At 68.4% G+C, this 14,442-nt stretch carries 15 protein-coding genes; 8 read left to right on the top strand and 7 right to left on the bottom strand.

Annotated features, from left to right (window positions below; all coding sequences use genetic code 11):
- The first annotated feature begins 2 nt into the window (after positions 1-2).
- From GGR11_RS01395 to GGR11_RS01405, 3 genes are read left to right on the top strand one after another with little or no spacing between them, the layout of a single operon-like run.
- Positions 3-392: an SUF system Fe-S cluster assembly protein gene (locus GGR11_RS01395; RefSeq protein ID WP_183195062.1), complete on the top strand. Its 390-nt coding sequence runs from the start codon at positions 3-5 to the stop codon at positions 390-392.
- A 13-nt stretch (positions 393-405) separates the two neighbouring features.
- Complete coding sequence (locus GGR11_RS01400) at positions 406-795, top strand: HesB/IscA family protein (protein ID WP_183195063.1); 390 nt, start codon at positions 406-408, stop codon at positions 793-795.
- Between the two features lies 1 nt (position 796).
- A complete protein-coding gene (locus GGR11_RS01405; RefSeq protein ID WP_183195064.1) occupies positions 797-1,156 on the top strand; it encodes a TfoX/Sxy family protein in 360 nt (119 codons plus the stop codon).
- On the opposite strand, the gene GGR11_RS01410 is transcribed toward GGR11_RS01405, so the two are convergent.
- From GGR11_RS01410 to GGR11_RS01430, 5 genes are all read right to left on the bottom strand, one after another.
- Positions 1,140-1,898 (bottom strand): lysophospholipid acyltransferase family protein, encoded by a 759-nt coding sequence (locus GGR11_RS01410; RefSeq protein WP_183195066.1) that lies wholly within the window; start codon positions 1,896-1,898, stop codon positions 1,140-1,142. The genes GGR11_RS01405 and GGR11_RS01410 overlap by 17 nt on opposite strands.
- A gap of 27 nt (positions 1,899-1,925) precedes the next feature.
- On the bottom strand, positions 1,926-2,978 hold the full coding sequence (locus GGR11_RS01415) for a GGDEF domain-containing protein (protein WP_183195068.1): 1,053 nt from the start codon (positions 2,976-2,978) through the stop codon (positions 1,926-1,928).
- Between the two features lie 81 nt (positions 2,979-3,059).
- On the bottom strand, positions 3,060-4,721 hold the full coding sequence (locus tag GGR11_RS01420; protein WP_183195070.1) for a DEAD/DEAH box helicase: 1,662 nt from the start codon (positions 4,719-4,721) through the stop codon (positions 3,060-3,062).
- A 218-nt stretch (positions 4,722-4,939) separates the two neighbouring features.
- On the bottom strand, positions 4,940-6,109 hold the full coding sequence (locus tag GGR11_RS01425) for an MFS transporter (RefSeq protein ID WP_183195071.1): 1,170 nt from the start codon (positions 6,107-6,109) through the stop codon (positions 4,940-4,942).
- A gap of 23 nt (positions 6,110-6,132) precedes the next feature.
- The gene (locus GGR11_RS01430; RefSeq protein WP_183195073.1) at positions 6,133-7,167 is read right to left on the bottom strand and encodes an aldo/keto reductase; all 1,035 of its coding nucleotides are present in this window, start codon (positions 7,165-7,167) and stop codon (positions 6,133-6,135) included.
- 97 nt (positions 7,168-7,264) lie between these two features.
- On the opposite strand from GGR11_RS01430, the gene GGR11_RS01435 reads away from it, so the two are divergent.
- Positions 7,265-8,161: a LysR family transcriptional regulator gene (locus GGR11_RS01435; RefSeq protein ID WP_221205066.1), complete on the top strand. Its 897-nt coding sequence runs from the start codon at positions 7,265-7,267 to the stop codon at positions 8,159-8,161.
- Between the two features lie 61 nt (positions 8,162-8,222).
- Here the strand turns inward: GGR11_RS01435 and GGR11_RS01440 are convergent, their stop codons facing one another.
- Positions 8,223-8,846, bottom strand: coding sequence for a hypothetical protein (locus GGR11_RS01440; protein WP_221205067.1), 624 nt, complete (start codon positions 8,844-8,846; stop codon positions 8,223-8,225).
- A 97-nt stretch (positions 8,847-8,943) separates the two neighbouring features.
- Between GGR11_RS01440 and GGR11_RS01450 the strand changes: the two genes are divergently transcribed.
- Genes GGR11_RS01450 through GGR11_RS01465 form a run of 4 tightly spaced genes read left to right on the top strand, consistent with a single transcriptional unit; the run spans position 8,944 to position 12,709 of the window.
- Positions 8,944-9,810, top strand: a complete 867-nt coding sequence (locus GGR11_RS01450) for a 50S ribosomal protein L11 methyltransferase (protein WP_183195078.1) — start codon at positions 8,944-8,946, stop codon at positions 9,808-9,810.
- An 18-nt stretch (positions 9,811-9,828) separates the two neighbouring features.
- Complete coding sequence (locus GGR11_RS01455; RefSeq protein ID WP_183195080.1) at positions 9,829-11,634, top strand: aminopeptidase P family protein; 1,806 nt, start codon at positions 9,829-9,831, stop codon at positions 11,632-11,634.
- A gap of 2 nt (positions 11,635-11,636) precedes the next feature.
- On the top strand, positions 11,637-12,020 hold the full coding sequence (locus tag GGR11_RS01460) for a CidA/LrgA family protein (RefSeq protein ID WP_008259560.1): 384 nt from the start codon (positions 11,637-11,639) through the stop codon (positions 12,018-12,020).
- Entirely contained in the window at positions 12,017-12,709 is a 693-nt protein-coding gene (locus GGR11_RS01465; protein ID WP_008258778.1) for an LrgB family protein, read from the top strand. The genes GGR11_RS01460 and GGR11_RS01465 overlap by 4 nt, the downstream gene beginning before the upstream one ends.
- Here the strand turns inward: GGR11_RS01465 and GGR11_RS01470 are convergent.
- Complete coding sequence (locus GGR11_RS01470; RefSeq protein ID WP_183195082.1) at positions 12,675-14,438, bottom strand: patatin-like phospholipase family protein; 1,764 nt, start codon at positions 14,436-14,438, stop codon at positions 12,675-12,677. The genes GGR11_RS01465 and GGR11_RS01470 overlap by 35 nt on opposite strands.
- Positions 14,439-14,442: the final 4 nt, after the last annotated feature.

Genomic DNA, 14,442 nt, shown 5'->3' on the forward strand with positions numbered 1-14,442 from the left:
TGATGACAGACGACACCATTCAAGACAGCGACGCCTTCAAGGACGCCTGGGACGAACCCCAGAAGAGCGCCCTGTCGCAGGCCGAGCTGGACACGCTGACCGAACAGCTGATCGAGGCGCTGAAGTCGGTTTATGATCCGGAGATCCCGGTCGACATCTATGAGTTGGGCCTGATCTACCGGGTCGACGTGTCCGACGACCGCGACGTGGTGGTGGACATGACCCTGACGGCCCCCGGGTGCCCTGTCGCCGGCGAGATGCCGGGCTGGGTCGAGACGGCGGTCGAGAAGGTCGAGGGGGTGCGCAGCGCCAAGGCCAATCTGGTGTTCGACCCGCCTTGGGATTCCTCGAAGATGAGCGACGAGGCCAAGCTCGCGCTCAACATGTTCTGACGGGAATAGTCCAATGACCGAACTCCAGGCCACATCCCGTCCCCGCCGCCCGCGTCCCAAGGCCGTAACCTTGACGGACGCCGCCGCCGAACGCATGCGGGAGATTCTGGACAATGCCGAGAACGACCACATCGGTCTGCGGATCGGGGTCAAGAATGGCGGCTGCGCTGGGCAGGAATACACCTTCGCCTATGCCGACGAGATCGGCCCGATGGACGAGGTGGTCGAGGATAAGGGCGTCACCATCCTGATCGAGCCCAAAGCGGTGCTGTTCCTGATCGGCACCGAGATCGACTACGAGACCACTCGGTTGGCGTCCAAATTCGTGTTCAACAATCCGAACCAGACCGACGCCTGCGGCTGTGGCGAGAGCGTCACCATCGTGCCCGCCGTCGCCGGCTGAAATGGCGTACGATGCGGACTTCGGCGAATGGGCCCGTGAGCATTTCGCGGGCCTGGGTCGATTGGAGATCAAGCGGATGTTCGGCGGGGCCGGAGTCTACGCCTCCGGCGTGATGTTCGCCCTGCTGGATGACGGGGTGGTCTGGCTGAAGGGCGACGAGGCTCTGGGCGAGGCGTTGGTCGAGGTCGGCTGCCGACAGTTCACCTATCCGACCAAGGACGGGCGGACGATGTCCATGGGATATTGGACACTGCCGGAGACGGCGCTGGACGACCCCGACGAGGCGGTCGCCTGGGCGCGGCGGTCGCTGGAGGTGGCGGTGCGAAAGGCGTCGGGGAAGAAGCCTAAGAAGGCGACTTAGGCGCGTCCACCAGAATGGCCGGCGTGACCGGTTGTCCGGTCGCCTCGGCGATCAGTTCGGCCGTGCGGGTCTCGATTACGGCTTCGAGACGCGCGAGGAATTCGTCCTTGGCCAGGCCCACGGGGATGGGCTCCAGGAACTCCAGCGTCGCCGTGCCCGCATGCTTCTCATACTTCTCCTCGGGCCAGAACAAGCCGAGGTTGGTGGCCAGGGGCACGACCGGCATGTCGAAGTCGCGGTACATGTGCCAGACGCCGGAGCGGTAGCGGTACTTCTGCCCGACCGCCGCCAGATGGCCCTCGGGATAGATCAGGATCTTGCGGTTCTCGGCCTTGGCCTCGGCGGCGCGGGTGGCCAGGGCCTGGCGGGCTTCGTGTCCGCCGCAGCTGTTGACGACGATGGCGCCCAACTTCTTCAGCACCCCGCCGAGCAGGGGAAACTTCTCCAGATGGTCGCCGGTGACGAAGGCCAGATCGTCGAACTGATCGTAGGTGGCGAAGCCGTCGCCCCAGCTCTGATGCTTCGAGGCAATGATGAAGGCGCCTTGGGGCAGCCGTTCCTTGCCGCGTACATCCAGCCTGATGCCGGCGAAGACCGCCATGGCCTGGACCATCCGCCTGACATAGGCACGGATGACTCGGCTGGTGGCGCCGCGTCCCGGCGCCAGGGCGGCGAAGGCGGCGGTCAGGCCATAGCTGATCGACAGGATCCAGTAGGCGATATTGAAGGCGAGGCTGCGCATGGGCCGACTATGGCAGAAAGTCGCGGCTCAGGCGGCGTTTTCGAGCGCGTGCGCGCTGGTGACGCGATTGCGGCCGCCGCGCTTGGACGCATAGAGGGCCTCGTCCGCGCGTTCGAGCAGGGCGGCGGCGCTTTCACTGGGCAGATGTTCCGCAAATCCGGCGGAAAGGGTGACGGCGCCGAGATCGTCGTTGGTGGAGCGCCGTCGCAGGGAACGAGAGGAGACCTCTTCGCGGATATGCTCCAGCGCGGCCATGACGGCGCCAGGGCTCTCGCCCGGGAAGATGATCGCGAACTCCTCGCCGCCGAACCGCGCCACGAACCGATTGCCGGAACAGACGCGGGACAGGATGGTGGAGACGTAACGCAGCACCTGATCGCCGGTCTGATGGCCCCAGGTGTCGTTGAAACGTTTGAAATGATCGATGTCGAGGATGGCCAGGGTCAGGGGCGTGCGGCCGCCGTCGGCGCAGGCCTGTTCCAGGCGCTCGTCGAAGGCCTTGCGGTTGGCCAGATTGGTCAGGGCGTCGGTCATCGCGTCGCGCCGCACCTGTTCCAGGTGTTCGCGAAGACGGGCGACCTCCTTGTTGGAGCTTTCCAGACGTTTTTCGAGGTTGGCGGTCTCGCGGCGAACGCGCTGGGTGGCCGTGGACAGCCCGCCGACCAGGGTCTTCAGGGCGGAGGCGTCCTCGACGGCGCTGACCATGGTCAGCGAGGCGTCGGCCAGGGCCTCGCCATAGTCGGTCTGGGTCTTGTGGGCCTTGGCGATGGCGGCGGAGACACTGGCCAACTCCCGATCCAGCACGGCGCCGGCGTCGCGGATCTCTTCCGACAGACGGCCGCGGGGCAGGAATTCGGCGGCGAGCATTTCCGAGGTCTCGTCGGATATGACGATGTCTTCAGCCAGCAGGCGCTTGATCTCGACGCCCAGAGGACCTTCGGGGTCGCCGAGGTAATGAATCCAGAGCTCGAAATTCAGCGGCGTGGGCCAGACGCCGGCCTTCTCCATTTCGGCGATGGCGTTACGCGCAAGAGAATAGGCTTCCGGTCCCCGAACCGCCGTTTCGACCTGCGCTGTCATTCGCTTCTCCCGAAGTCCCGTTCTGGAACTCCGGAAGAGATTAGAGGCCTATCCGTAATACGGGGTAAACGGCCTTACAAATCAGGCGCGGATGATCACGGGGCGGCGCAGGAAGGCGGGGATGTCGTCGCCGAAACCCTTGACGCCCGAGCGTTCGCGCTCTTCCGGACGACGCTCGCCGCGACGGTCCGACTGGCGCAGATGGGGCTCGCGATCCGTGCGGGCGGCGCGGGTCTCTTCGACGGGGGCGGGCAAGGCCTCGGCCTCGGCCTCGATCCGGACCTCGGTCCGAGGTTCGATCTTCGCCTCCATCCGGGGTTCTGAACGGGCGCGGCTGCGTCCGCGACCGGCGGGCTTGTCGACGACAGGCGCGATCTCGGTTTCGACGACGGTCTCGACGGAAACCTCGGGCTTGGCCTTGCGGCGGCTGCGCGAGCGCGTCGGCGCCTCGGCGGCGTCCGTCGCGGCCAGAGCGGCGGCGGGGGCGGGAGTCTGGGCCGGCTCGGCGGCGCGCGACCGGCCGCGACCGCCGCGTTCGCCCGAGCGGGACTCGCTCGACCGAGACGACGAGCGTTTGTCGTCTCGTCCGCCGTCCTTGATCGCGTCGAAGTCGACGTCGTCGAGAACCAGCTCCTTCGGGTCCATCTTGATCAGCTTCAACACCTTATCCAGCGACTTGTCGTCGGCCGGGGTCACGATCATGAAGGCCTGACCCAGCTTGCCCGCGCGACCGGTCCGGCCGATGCGGTGGACATAGTCGTCGGCATGGTGCGAGACGTCGTAGTTGAAGACGTGGCTGACGTCCGGGATGTCCAGACCGCGCGCGGCGACATCGGAAGCCACCAGGATCTTCAGCGCGCCCGAGCGGAAGTCCGCCAGGGTCTTGGTGCGGTGCGACTGGTCCAGATCGCCGTGGATGGCGGCGGCGTCGAAGCCGTGAGTTTTCAGCGACTTGGCGACGATATCGACTTCAGACTTGCGGTTGCAGAAGACGATGCCGTTGCGCACGTCGGTACGGCTCATCAGGGCGCGCAGGGCGGCGCGCTTGGCCTTGGGGTCCGAGGTCGGGATGCGGACGATGTACTGGGTGATGGTGTCGGCCGTCATGGCCGGACGCGAGGCCTCGATCCGGGTCGGATCCTTGAGGAAGGCGGCGGTCAGACGCGTGATCTCGGGCGGCATGGTGGCCGAGAAGAACAGGGTCTGGCGACGCGGCGGCGTCAGTTTGAAGATGCGCTCGATGTCGGGGATGAAGCCCATGTCGAGCATGCGGTCGGCTTCGTCCACCACCATGATCTCGACGCCCGTCAGCAGCATCTTGCCGCGTTCGAACAGGTCCAGCAGACGGCCCGGCGTGGCGATCAGGACGTCCACGCCCTTGTTCAGCGCCGCCACCTGGTCGCCCATGGAGACGCCGCCGATCAGTAGCACCCAGCTCAGCTTGGTGCCCTTGGCGTATTTGGCGAAGCTCTCGGCGACCTGGTCGGCCAGTTCGCGGGTCGGGGCCAGGACGATGGCGCGCGGCATCCGGGCGCGGGCTCGGCCCGAGGCTAGGCGCTCGACCAAGGGCAGGGTGAAGGCGGCGGTCTTGCCGGTGCCGGTCTGGGCGATGCCCAGGACATCGCGGCCGGCCAGGGCCACAGGGATCGCCTGTTCCTGAATCGGAGTGGCGGTCGTGTAGCCGGTGTCGGCGACGGCCTGCAGGGTCGTGGGCGAGAGGCCCAGTTGGGAAAATTCGGTCATGAATCCTTGGGAGAGAAAGCGTCTGCGTGCGTTACAGCAACGGAACCGCCCCTCTTTGGGCGAGCGGGCGGCGCGTATCGCAGACCTGTCCCGAGGCTGGACGCGATATAGAAGTCCCCTCGCAAAAGTCAACTATTATCGATATTCCGCCGTCGCACGCGATGGGGGACGCGACCCCGGCGCCGGCCAAGGTCGCGTCTTTTCCAGCGCCTGAGCCGTCAGCCTATGGCCGGAGTCGTGGCGGGCGCGCGCTTGCGGGTCAGAAAGAGGACCAGAACCAGGCCCAGGGCTGCGGATGCCGCGCCGGCCAGGGCGACCGCCGGATAGCCCAGCCCGCCGGCGATCACCGCCCCGCCCAAGGCCGCGCCGACGGCGTTGCCCAGGTTGAAGGCGCCGATATTGACCGATGACGCCAGGTTGGGCGCGTCCGAGGCGGCGGCCATCACCCGCACCTGCAGCGGCGGCACCAGGGCGAAGCTGGCGACGCCCCAGATGAAGATCACGAACGGCGCCGGGACGGCGAACGGCATGATGAAGGCGAACAGGACCAGGATGGCGGCCAGAGACGCCAGGGTGATGATCAGGGTGCGATCCACCGACCGGTCGGCGAACTTGCCGCCCAGCCAGTTCCCGACCGTCAGGCCCAGGCCGTAGACGACCAACATGGCGGTGACGAAGCCGATGGAGGCGTGGGTCTCTTCATGCAGGATCGGGGCGATATAGGTGAAGACGGTGAACATGGCGCTGGAGCCGATCACGGTCAGGGCCAGGGCCGACAGCACCGGACCACGACCCAGGACGCGCACCTCCGCCAGGGCGTCGCCGCCCACCGGCGCCGGCAGTTTGGGCAGGGTCAGACGCAGGGCGGCCATGACGATCAGGCCGATGCCGGCGATGGCCCAGAAGGAGGCGCGCCAGCCCAGGACGTCGCCCGCCCAGGCCGCCAGCGGAACCCCGACGACCGTGGCGATGGTCAGGCCCATGAACATGGCTGCGACGGCGCCGGCCTGACGGTTGGGCGGCACCAGGCTGGCGGCCACGATGGAGCCGACGCCGAAAAAGGCCCCGTGGTTCAGCGAGGTGACCACCCGCGCGACCAGCAGCATGGCGTAGTCGGTCGAGACGGCCGCCATCAGATTGCCCAGGGTGAAGATGGCGGCCAGGCCGACCAGCAGGGCGCGACGGGGCACGCGCCCCGTGGTCAGGGTCATCAGGGGCGCGCCCAGCATGACGCCCAGGGCATAGGCGCTGATCAACAGGCCGGCCGTGGGGATGGAGACGCCCAGGTCCGTAGCGATGACGGGCAGCAGGCCCATCGGGGCGAACTCGGTCACGCCGATGCCGAAGGCCCCGGCCGCGAGGGCGAGAAGGGGAGGATTGAGTTTCATGGGGGAGGAGACCTTTGGGACGTTCAGACCAGAGGCGGGTTCAGGCGCGCGAACCCTTCCTGCTGGCGATAGGGGGTGTGGGGATAGGGCGGCAGGACGGCGCTGGCGGCGTCGAGCGCCGCGACCTGATCCGGCGTCAGTCGCCAGCCGACCGCCCCCAGATTCTGGCGCAACTGCTCCTCGTTGCGGGCGCCGATGATGACCGATGAGACGGTCGGGCGTTGCAGCAGCCAGTTGATGGCGATCTGGGGCACGGTCTTGCCGGTCTCGGCCGCCACGGCGTCCAGGGCTTCGACGACGCGGTACAGGTGCTCGTCCTCGACGGGCGGGGCGAAGGCGGCGGTCTGGTGCAGGCGGCTGCCCTCGGGGATCGGCGCATCGCGGCGGATCTTGCCGGTCAGGCGACCCCAGCCCAGCGGGCTCCACACAAGAGCGCCGACGCCTTGGTCGGCGCCGAGCGGCATCAGGTCGGCCTCATAGGCGCGGCCGATCAGGGAGTAATAGACCTGGTGGGCGATGAACCGGGGGCGGGCGTCACGCTCGGCGATGCCTTGCGCCTTCATCAGGGCCCAGCCGGGATAGTTGGAAACGCCGGTGTAGCGAACCTTGCCTGAGGTCACGAGCATGTCCAGCGTGGCCAGAAGCTCTTCGACCGGGGTCGAGGCGTCGTAAGCGTGCAGTTGCAGCAGGTCGATATAGTCCGTGCCCAGACGACGCAGGGCGGCCTCGACCGCGCGGATCAGACGGTCGCGCGACACGCCCCAGTCCGCCGGACCGTCGCCGGTCGGCAGGCCGGTCTTGGTCGAGATCAGCACCTGGTCGCGGCGGCCCTTGATCGCCTCGCCCAGAACCTGTTCCGAGGCACCGTCGGAATAGACGTCGGCGGTGTCGAACAGATTGACCCCGGCCTCCAGACAGATGTCGATCAGGCGCCGCGCCTCGCCGACGTCGCTATTGCCCCAGGCGCCGAACAACGGGCCGGAGCCGCCGAAAGTGCCTGTGCCGAAGCTGAGGAGCGGTACGCGCAGGCCCGATGATCCAAGTTGCCGATAGTCCATGATTATCCCTCGTCTGTGTTCGGAGGCACAGATGGACGCCGCGCCTCAGCGGCGGTAGGCAGGCGGTGGGCCAAGGATTTTTGATCTGGACGCAAAGATGCAAATGAATGGGGCGGACCGGGCGCGGGAGATGGAGATCTTCGTGGCCGTGGCTAAAAGCGGCAGTTTCTCCGCCGCCGGGCGGGTCCTGGGCCTGACCCCGTCGGCGGTCAGCCGGACCGTCGACCGGATCGAGGCGCGGCTGGGGGTGCGGCTGATGCTGCGCACGACGCGCGTCCTGACCCTGACGGCCGAGGGCCAGACCTATCTGGGCGCGGCGCGTCGCATCCTGGCCGACCTGGACGACGCCGAGCAGAGCATCGCCGATCAGGGGGCGCCGCGCGGGCGGGTGCGGGTTAGCGCCTCACTGGCCCATGGACGCCAGCATGTGGTGCCTCTGCTCGGGGATTTCGTGCGTCGCTATCCGCATATCCTGATCGACATCAACCTGACCGATGTCGTGGTCGATGTGGCGGCGGGACAGGCGGATGTGGCGATCCGGTTCGGGCCGCTGGCCGACAGTCCGCTGACGGCGCGGCGGTTGGGCGACACGGGGCGGACCATCGTCGCCTCGCCCGACTATCTGGCCCGCCGCGGGACGCCGACGGTTCCCGAAGACCTGCACGACCATGATTGCCTGAACTTCAACTTCCGCCGCGCCGAGCCCGTCTGGCCGTTTCGCCGGGACGGTCGAGACTACGCCCTGACGGTGCGGGGGCCGATCGAGGCGAACAACGGCGAGACCCTGACTCAGCTGGCGGTGGCCGGGGTCGGTGTGACGCGGGTCGGTAATTTCAGCGTGGCCGACGCCATCGACGCGGGACGGCTGATTCCGTTGCTGGAGGACTTCAATCCGGGCGACCGGGAGCCGATCCATGCGGTCTTCGTCGGCGGCGCCAATATGCCGGCGCGCGTGCGCGTGTTCGTGGATTTTCTGGCGGAACGGCTGCGTTGAAACGAAAATCGCCGGACGGGGCGAACCGTCCGGCGACTTCAGTCAGGCTTATGAGCCGTGATCAGCGCTTGCCGAAGATCATGTCGCCGAGCTTGGCGAAGAAGCCCTTTTCCTCAGCCTGGGGCGCAGGCGCGGCGGCCGGCTTGGGCTTGGGCGTCTCGACCGGCTTGGGCGTCGGCGCGGGAGCAGGTGCTGTAGCGGCGGCGGGCTTGGGCGCCGGAGCGGCGACGGGTTCAGCCGGCTTGGACGCAGCGGCCGGAGCCTTGGGCGTCGGCGCCTTGGCTGCGACAGGCTTGGCCGAGGCGGGCTTGGGCGCAGACGTCTTCGGCGCGGCCTTGGCGGCGGTCTTCGTCGTCGCCTTGGGCGCGGCGGCCTTCACGGGGGCAGACTTGGAAGCGGCGGGTGCGGCCGGCTTGGCGGTCGGCTTAGCGGCCGGGGCGGCCTTGGGCTTGGCCGGCGACGTCTTGGCGACAGCGGCCTTGGGCGCGGTCGTCTTGGCGGGTGTTTTTGCAGCGGCCGGTTTGGCGGCGGCGGTCTTCACGGCGGCGGGCTTGGCGGCCTTGGGCGTGACGGTTTTCTCGGCGACGGCCTTCGCGGCGCTCGACTTCGGCGCAGCTTTAGGCTTGGAAGCGGCGGTCGCCGGCTTCGGCGACGCAGTTTTAGACGTAGACGGTGACTTGGCCATGTATTCCCCGACCCCTCGGTTCGTTAAAAAGCCCGGCGGCGTCGGGAAGACGATGCGCCGGATCGCAATGATTCGTCATCTTAGCGGTGTTTGAAAAATGTCCGAGTCCGCAGTTCAGATAATCGCCCGGGGTCCGCGCGAAAGCGCAGAGGCCGCAGCCGCCGCCATCGACGCCGATTCCACGCTGGAAGGCGCGACCTATTCCATCCTCGAGGAAGACGAGGATCGCAACATCTGGCGCATCGACGCCTTCCCGACCACGGCCGAGGAGGTCGAGGGGCTGAAGGCGACCCTGGCCGAATATCCCGTCACCGTTTCGGTCGAGAAACTGGCCGACGCCGACTGGCTGGCCATGTCGCTGTCGGGCCTGCCGCCGGTGCGGGCCGGGCGCTTCTTCGTCTATGGCGCGCATGACGAGGGGCGGGTGCCGCCCAACGCCGTCAATCTGAAGATCGACGCCGGCGCCGCCTTCGGCACCGGCCACCACGGCACGACGGTGGGCTGTCTGGAAGCCTTCGACGATCTGCTGAAGCGCGAGCGGTTCGAGCGGGTGCTGGACGTCGGCTGCGGCACGGGCGTCCTGGCCATCGCGGCGGCGCGCACGGGCAGCCGGATCGCGGTCGGCACCGACATCGACGCCCCCTCGGTGCGGATCGCCAATGAGAACGCCGCCCTGAACCAGGCCCACGCCAGCTTCGTCCACGCCTCGGGCCTGAACGACCAGCGGGTGCGCCGTCATGGGCCCTATGATCTGGTCTTCGCCAACATCCTGGCCCCGCCGCTGGTGGCCCTGTCGCAGGACATCAAGATGGCGTTGAGCCTGGGCGGGGTCGCCATCCTGTCGGGCCTGTTGCGGACCCAGGAGCGCCGGGTGACGGCGGCCTATACGTCGCGCGGCTTCCGGCTGGAGAAGCGGATCCATCACGACGCCTGGAGCGCCCTGGTGCTGCGGCGGATGGGCTGAGGAACGAGAGACGAGACGATGCGCCAGACCTTTGATGAGACCACCGATCCGTCCTTCGGGGCCAAACACCTGCCGCTGCTGCGCGCCGAGATGGCCAAGCAGGGGCTGGACGGCTTCCTGATCCCGCACGAGGACGAGCACCAGAACGAATATCTGCCCGACGCCAACGAGCGGCTGGCCTGGGCCACCGGCTTCACCGGCTCGGCCGGGGCGGCGGTGGTGTTCCAGGATCGGGCCAGCATGTTCACCGACGGCCGCTATACAGTCCAGGTCAAGGCCCAGACCGATCCGGCCCTGTTCGAGCGGCGCGACCTGAACGATGTCGCCGCCTATCTGGAGACGGCGAAGCCGGGCCAGGTGATCGGCTATGATCCGAAGCTGCATAGCCCCGACGCCCTGGTCGCCCTGAAGCGGGCAGCGGAGAAGGCCGGGGCCGAGCTGAAGCCGGTCGAGGTCAATCCGCTGGACCAGGCCTGGGGTGCGGATCGTCCGGCCCAGCCGACCGCGCCCGTGGTGCCGCACGCGGACATCTATTCCGGCGAAAGCCACGTGGCGAAGCGGGCGCGGATCGGTCAGGCCGTGGCGGACGCCGGCGCCGACGCGGTCGTGCTGACCGCCCCCATGTCGATCGCCTGGCTTTTCAATGTGCGCGGCGGCGACGTGATCCGTTCGCCCCTGCCGATCGGTCAGGCCGTGCTGGAGGCCGACGGCAGGGCGCGGCTGTTCCTGGATGGGGCCAAGGTGACGAATGAGCTGCCGGCCTGGCTGGGCGACGACGTCCAGCTGGAGGCGCCCGAGCGGCTGGCCGAGGCGCTGGACGGTCTGGCGGGCAAGAAGGTCATGATCGATCCCGCCCTTTCGTCCGCCTGGTATTTCGACCGGCTGGAGCAGGCGGGAGCGACGGTGGTGCGGGCGGCGGACCCCTGCGCCCTGCCTCGCGCCACCAAGAATGCGGTCGAGATCGAGGGCAGCCGCCAGGCCCATATCCGCGACGGCGCGGCCCTGGCCAACTTCCTGCACTGGGTCGATACGACGGCGCAGCAGACACTGCCGGACGAGCGCGAAGTGGTGGAGACGCTGGAGCGGTTCCGCGAGGCGACCGGCGCGCTGAAGGACCTGAGCTTCGACACCATCGCCGGGGCCGGGCCGAACGGCGCCCTGCCGCATTACAAGCCGGTCGGCGCCACGATCCGCCGGATCGAAAAGGGCTCGCTGCTTCTGGTCGACGGCGGCGGCCAGTATCTGGACGGGACGACCGATGTGACCCGCACAATGGCGGTCGGCGAGCCGACGGCGGACCAGCGTCACAAGTTCACCCTGGTGCTGAAGGCCCATATCGCCATGGCGACGATCCGCTTCCCGGCGGGGACCAGCGGCATGGCCCTGGACGCCATCGCCCGGGCGCCGATGTGGGCGGCGGGGCTGGACTATGATCACGGCACCGGCCACGGCGTCGGCTCCTATCTGGGGGTTCACGAGGGGCCGCAACGGATCGCCAAATGGGGTACGGCCCAGCCGCTGCTGGAGGGGATGATCCTGTCCAACGAGCCCGGCTATTACCGCGAGGGCCATTGGGGCATCCGCATCGAGACCCTGCAGGTGGTGACGCCGGCCGTGGTTCCCGAGGGCGGCGAGCGGCCGATGCACGGGTTCGAACAGCTGACCTTCGCGCCGATCGACCGGCGGCTGATCGCGGTCGAGCTGCTGACCCCGGCCGAGCGGGCCTATGTCGACGCCTATCACGCCGAGACCCTGGCCAAGGTCGGGCCCCTGGTCGAGGGCGAGGTTCGGGCCTGGCTGGAGCGGGTCTGCGCGCCGCTGTGACCATGCTCGCCGCCATAGCCCTTCTGATGACCTGCCAGTTGATGGGCGAGGTGATCCACAGGGTGACGGGTCTGCCGCTTCCGGGGTCCGTTATCGGTCTGGTTCTGCTGCTGGGCTGGCTGGCGCTGGTCCCGCGCGAGCGGCCCACTCTGAAGGCGGTGACGGCGTGGCTGACGGCGCACCTGTCGATCATGTTCGTGCCAGCGGCGGTCGGACTGATTGATGAGGGCGAGCCCTTGTCCCGCTACGGGATCGGTATTCTGGCGGCCACTGCGGTTTCGACGCTTCTGACGATGGTGGTGACCGCGCTGGTGTTTCGGTGGGCGGTCACGCGGTTTGGGCCTGAAGACGCAGGGGACAAAGAGGGCGGGGAGGCGATGTCGTGAACGCCTTGATGACGACGCCGCTGTTCTGGCTGGCGGTTACGCTGGTGGTGTTCGAGGGCGCTGACCAGTTGTCGCGTCGCAGCGAAAGGCATCCACTTTGCCATCCGGTTCTACTGGCGACGCCGGTTCTGATCGGTCTGTTGCTGATCACCCGCACCGGCTACGCCACCTACAGGAGCGCGACTGAGGCGCTGAGCTTCCTGCTGGGACCGGCGGTCGTGGGCCTGGCGGTTCCGGTTTGGGCGCAGCGGGCGCTGATCCGGCGGCTGGCCGTTCCGATCAGCCTGGCGCTGGCGGCGGGCGCGACGACGGCGGTGGTCAGCGCGGTGGGTGTTCTGACCTTGTTCGGCGCGCCGCGTGAAATCCTGGCGTCGATCGCGCCGCGGGCGACGACGACCCCGGTGGCGATGGCCGTCGCCCAGCAACTGGGCGGGGTTCCGGCCTTGGCGGCGGTCATTGTGCTGATCGCCGGGGTGATCGGAGCCATGACGGCGACCCCCTTGTTCAATGCTCTGAAGATCCGGGATTTCCGCGCACGCGGTCTGGCGATCGGGGTGTCGGCCCACGGATTTGGCGCGGCGCGCGCGTTTCAGGTCGATGCGACGGCGGGCGCGTTCGCCAGCCTGGGCATGGCCTTGAACGCCGTGGCGACAGCTACGCTCCTGTCGGTCCTGGCCCTGCTGCTATAGCCCCTGAGCCGGGGCGATGCCGGATGCGCCCCACCGGGCAGGGCAGTTCCGCCAGCGCCGCCTTGGTCGCCTCGTATCCTGCGGCGACCGGCTCGTCATAGGCTTTCCAGTCGCGGATGTCGGTCCCGCCGATCTTGGGCAGGATCAGGACGTCGGCGGCGGCGCGCGACTGATCCATCTCCGCGTCGGTGGTGATGGTCGCCGAGCGCATCAGGATGGAGACGATGGGCGGGCCGGCCTTCCAGGCGCCTGACAGCACCCATTTCCACCAGGAGGGCGGATTTTCCAGCGCGGCCGGATCGACGCCGCGGGTTTGGGACATGTCCACGCCGATGATAGGGCCGCTGTTCAGCTGGCGCATCACGCTGGTGGGGAAATTCTTCAGCACCGCCCCATCGACCAGCACCTGGCCGTCGATGACCACCGGCGGAAGCACGCCGGGAATGGCGATGGAGGCGCGCATGGCCCGGCGCATCAGGCCGGTGCGATGGACCTCGATCCGACCCGAGGTCAGGTTGGACGAAACGGCGAAGAAGGGCAGGGCCAGATCGGCCAGATCCATGTCGCCATAGGCCCGCTCCAGCAGGCCCGCCACCTTGCGGGCGCGGGACATGGCGATGATGGGAAAGGCCAGGTCGGACAGGGGATCGGACTCGACGAAGGCGCGGCGGATCTCGTAGTCCAGTCGTTCGAACGACCAGCCCAGGGCCGGGCCGGCGGCGACGACCGCCCCCATTGAGGCGCCGCCGACGAAGTCGATGGGCACCCTGGCCTCTTCCAGCGCCTTGATCGCCCCCATGTGGCAATAGGCCCGCGCGCCGCCCCCTGAAAGAACCAGGCCCACGGCCGTGCCGGTGATGACGCGGGCCATCCGCTCGGTGTCGGCCGCCACGCCCGAGACGCAGTGGAACCAGCGGTCGGGCTGGAGCACGTTCAGCCAGACCCGGGTGTTGGCCGGCTGGTTCATGCGTGGATCGCGCAGCAGGATCAGGTCGGTAAGACGCCGGCCGTCGCCGAAGCCCATCCGGCGGGGCAGGTCGGCGGGCGGCGCCAGGAGGCCGCTGCCGACGATGAACAGCCGGTCCACCTGGCGGGCGCACAGTTCGGCCCAGGCCGGCTGGCCCTGTTCGGCGACATAGAGGACATAGTCGTGGCCGTCCTCGACCCGGCTGAACCATTCGGCGGCCGAGGTCAGGGCCGACTGATCGATGACCCGGCAGGTGAAGCCCATGGCCTGGATCGCGGCGGCGATCCGTTCGACGAAGGCGCGGATCGGACGGGGGCGGGCCGAGACGAAGCCGAAGACGCTGGGTTCGGCCGCGCCGCCCGCCCGCTCGCGGGCGCGGTGGATCATCAGCCGCGACAGTTCGACCATCAGGTCCGGCTCGGTCCGGGCGGCCTCGAAGAAGGCTTCGCGCGGCAGGGCCAGGATTTCGGTGTCGCGCAGGGCCACGACGTCGGCGGTGTGCGGCGTCCCCGCCAGCATGGCCATTTCACCGACCGGTTCGCCGGGACGCACGACGCCCAGCAGATGGACCGGCTGATCCGGCTCGCTATGGAAGACGCCCAGACGGCCCGAGCGGACCAGATACAGGGTGTCGGACGGGTCCCCCGCTGCGAACAGCCGCTCGCCTCCGGTCAGGGCGAACCAACTGGCCCGATCGATCATCGGCCCCTCGAAGATGCGCGACAGGGCCGATGCGAGGGTGTCTGAACGAAGCGGAGCCATGGGG

Source organism: Brevundimonas mediterranea, assembly GCF_014196125.1.
In the GTDB taxonomy this organism is placed as follows: Bacteria; Pseudomonadota; Alphaproteobacteria; order Caulobacterales; family Caulobacteraceae; genus Brevundimonas; species Brevundimonas mediterranea.

Excerpts from the sequence above, each read along its gene's own strand:
- GGR11_RS01395 (WP_183195062.1), top strand. The coding sequence starts at position 3 with ATGACAGACGACACCATTCAAGACAGCGACGCCTTCAAGGACGCCTGG.
- GGR11_RS01400 (WP_183195063.1), top strand. The coding sequence starts at position 406 with ATGACCGAACTCCAGGCCACATCCCGTCCCCGCCGCCCGCGTCCCAAG.
- GGR11_RS01405 (WP_183195064.1), top strand. The coding sequence starts at position 797 with ATGGCGTACGATGCGGACTTCGGCGAATGGGCCCGTGAGCATTTCGCG.
- GGR11_RS01410 (WP_183195066.1), bottom strand. The coding sequence starts at position 1,898 with ATGCGCAGCCTCGCCTTCAATATCGCCTACTGGATCCTGTCGATCAGC.
- GGR11_RS01415 (WP_183195068.1), bottom strand. The coding sequence starts at position 2,978 with ATGACAGCGCAGGTCGAAACGGCGGTTCGGGGACCGGAAGCCTATTCT.
- GGR11_RS01420 (WP_183195070.1), bottom strand. The coding sequence starts at position 4,721 with ATGACCGAATTTTCCCAACTGGGCCTCTCGCCCACGACCCTGCAGGCC.
- GGR11_RS01425 (WP_183195071.1), bottom strand. The coding sequence starts at position 6,109 with ATGAAACTCAATCCTCCCCTTCTCGCCCTCGCGGCCGGGGCCTTCGGC.
- GGR11_RS01430 (WP_183195073.1), bottom strand. The coding sequence starts at position 7,167 with ATGGACTATCGGCAACTTGGATCATCGGGCCTGCGCGTACCGCTCCTC.
- GGR11_RS01435 (WP_221205066.1), top strand. The coding sequence starts at position 7,265 with ATGCAAATGAATGGGGCGGACCGGGCGCGGGAGATGGAGATCTTCGTG.
- GGR11_RS01440 (WP_221205067.1), bottom strand. The coding sequence starts at position 8,846 with ATGGCCAAGTCACCGTCTACGTCTAAAACTGCGTCGCCGAAGCCGGCG.
- GGR11_RS01450 (WP_183195078.1), top strand. The coding sequence starts at position 8,944 with ATGTCCGAGTCCGCAGTTCAGATAATCGCCCGGGGTCCGCGCGAAAGC.
- GGR11_RS01455 (WP_183195080.1), top strand. The coding sequence starts at position 9,829 with ATGCGCCAGACCTTTGATGAGACCACCGATCCGTCCTTCGGGGCCAAA.
- GGR11_RS01460 (WP_008259560.1), top strand. The coding sequence starts at position 11,637 with ATGCTCGCCGCCATAGCCCTTCTGATGACCTGCCAGTTGATGGGCGAG.
- GGR11_RS01470 (WP_183195082.1), bottom strand. The coding sequence starts at position 14,438 with ATGGCTCCGCTTCGTTCAGACACCCTCGCATCGGCCCTGTCGCGCATC.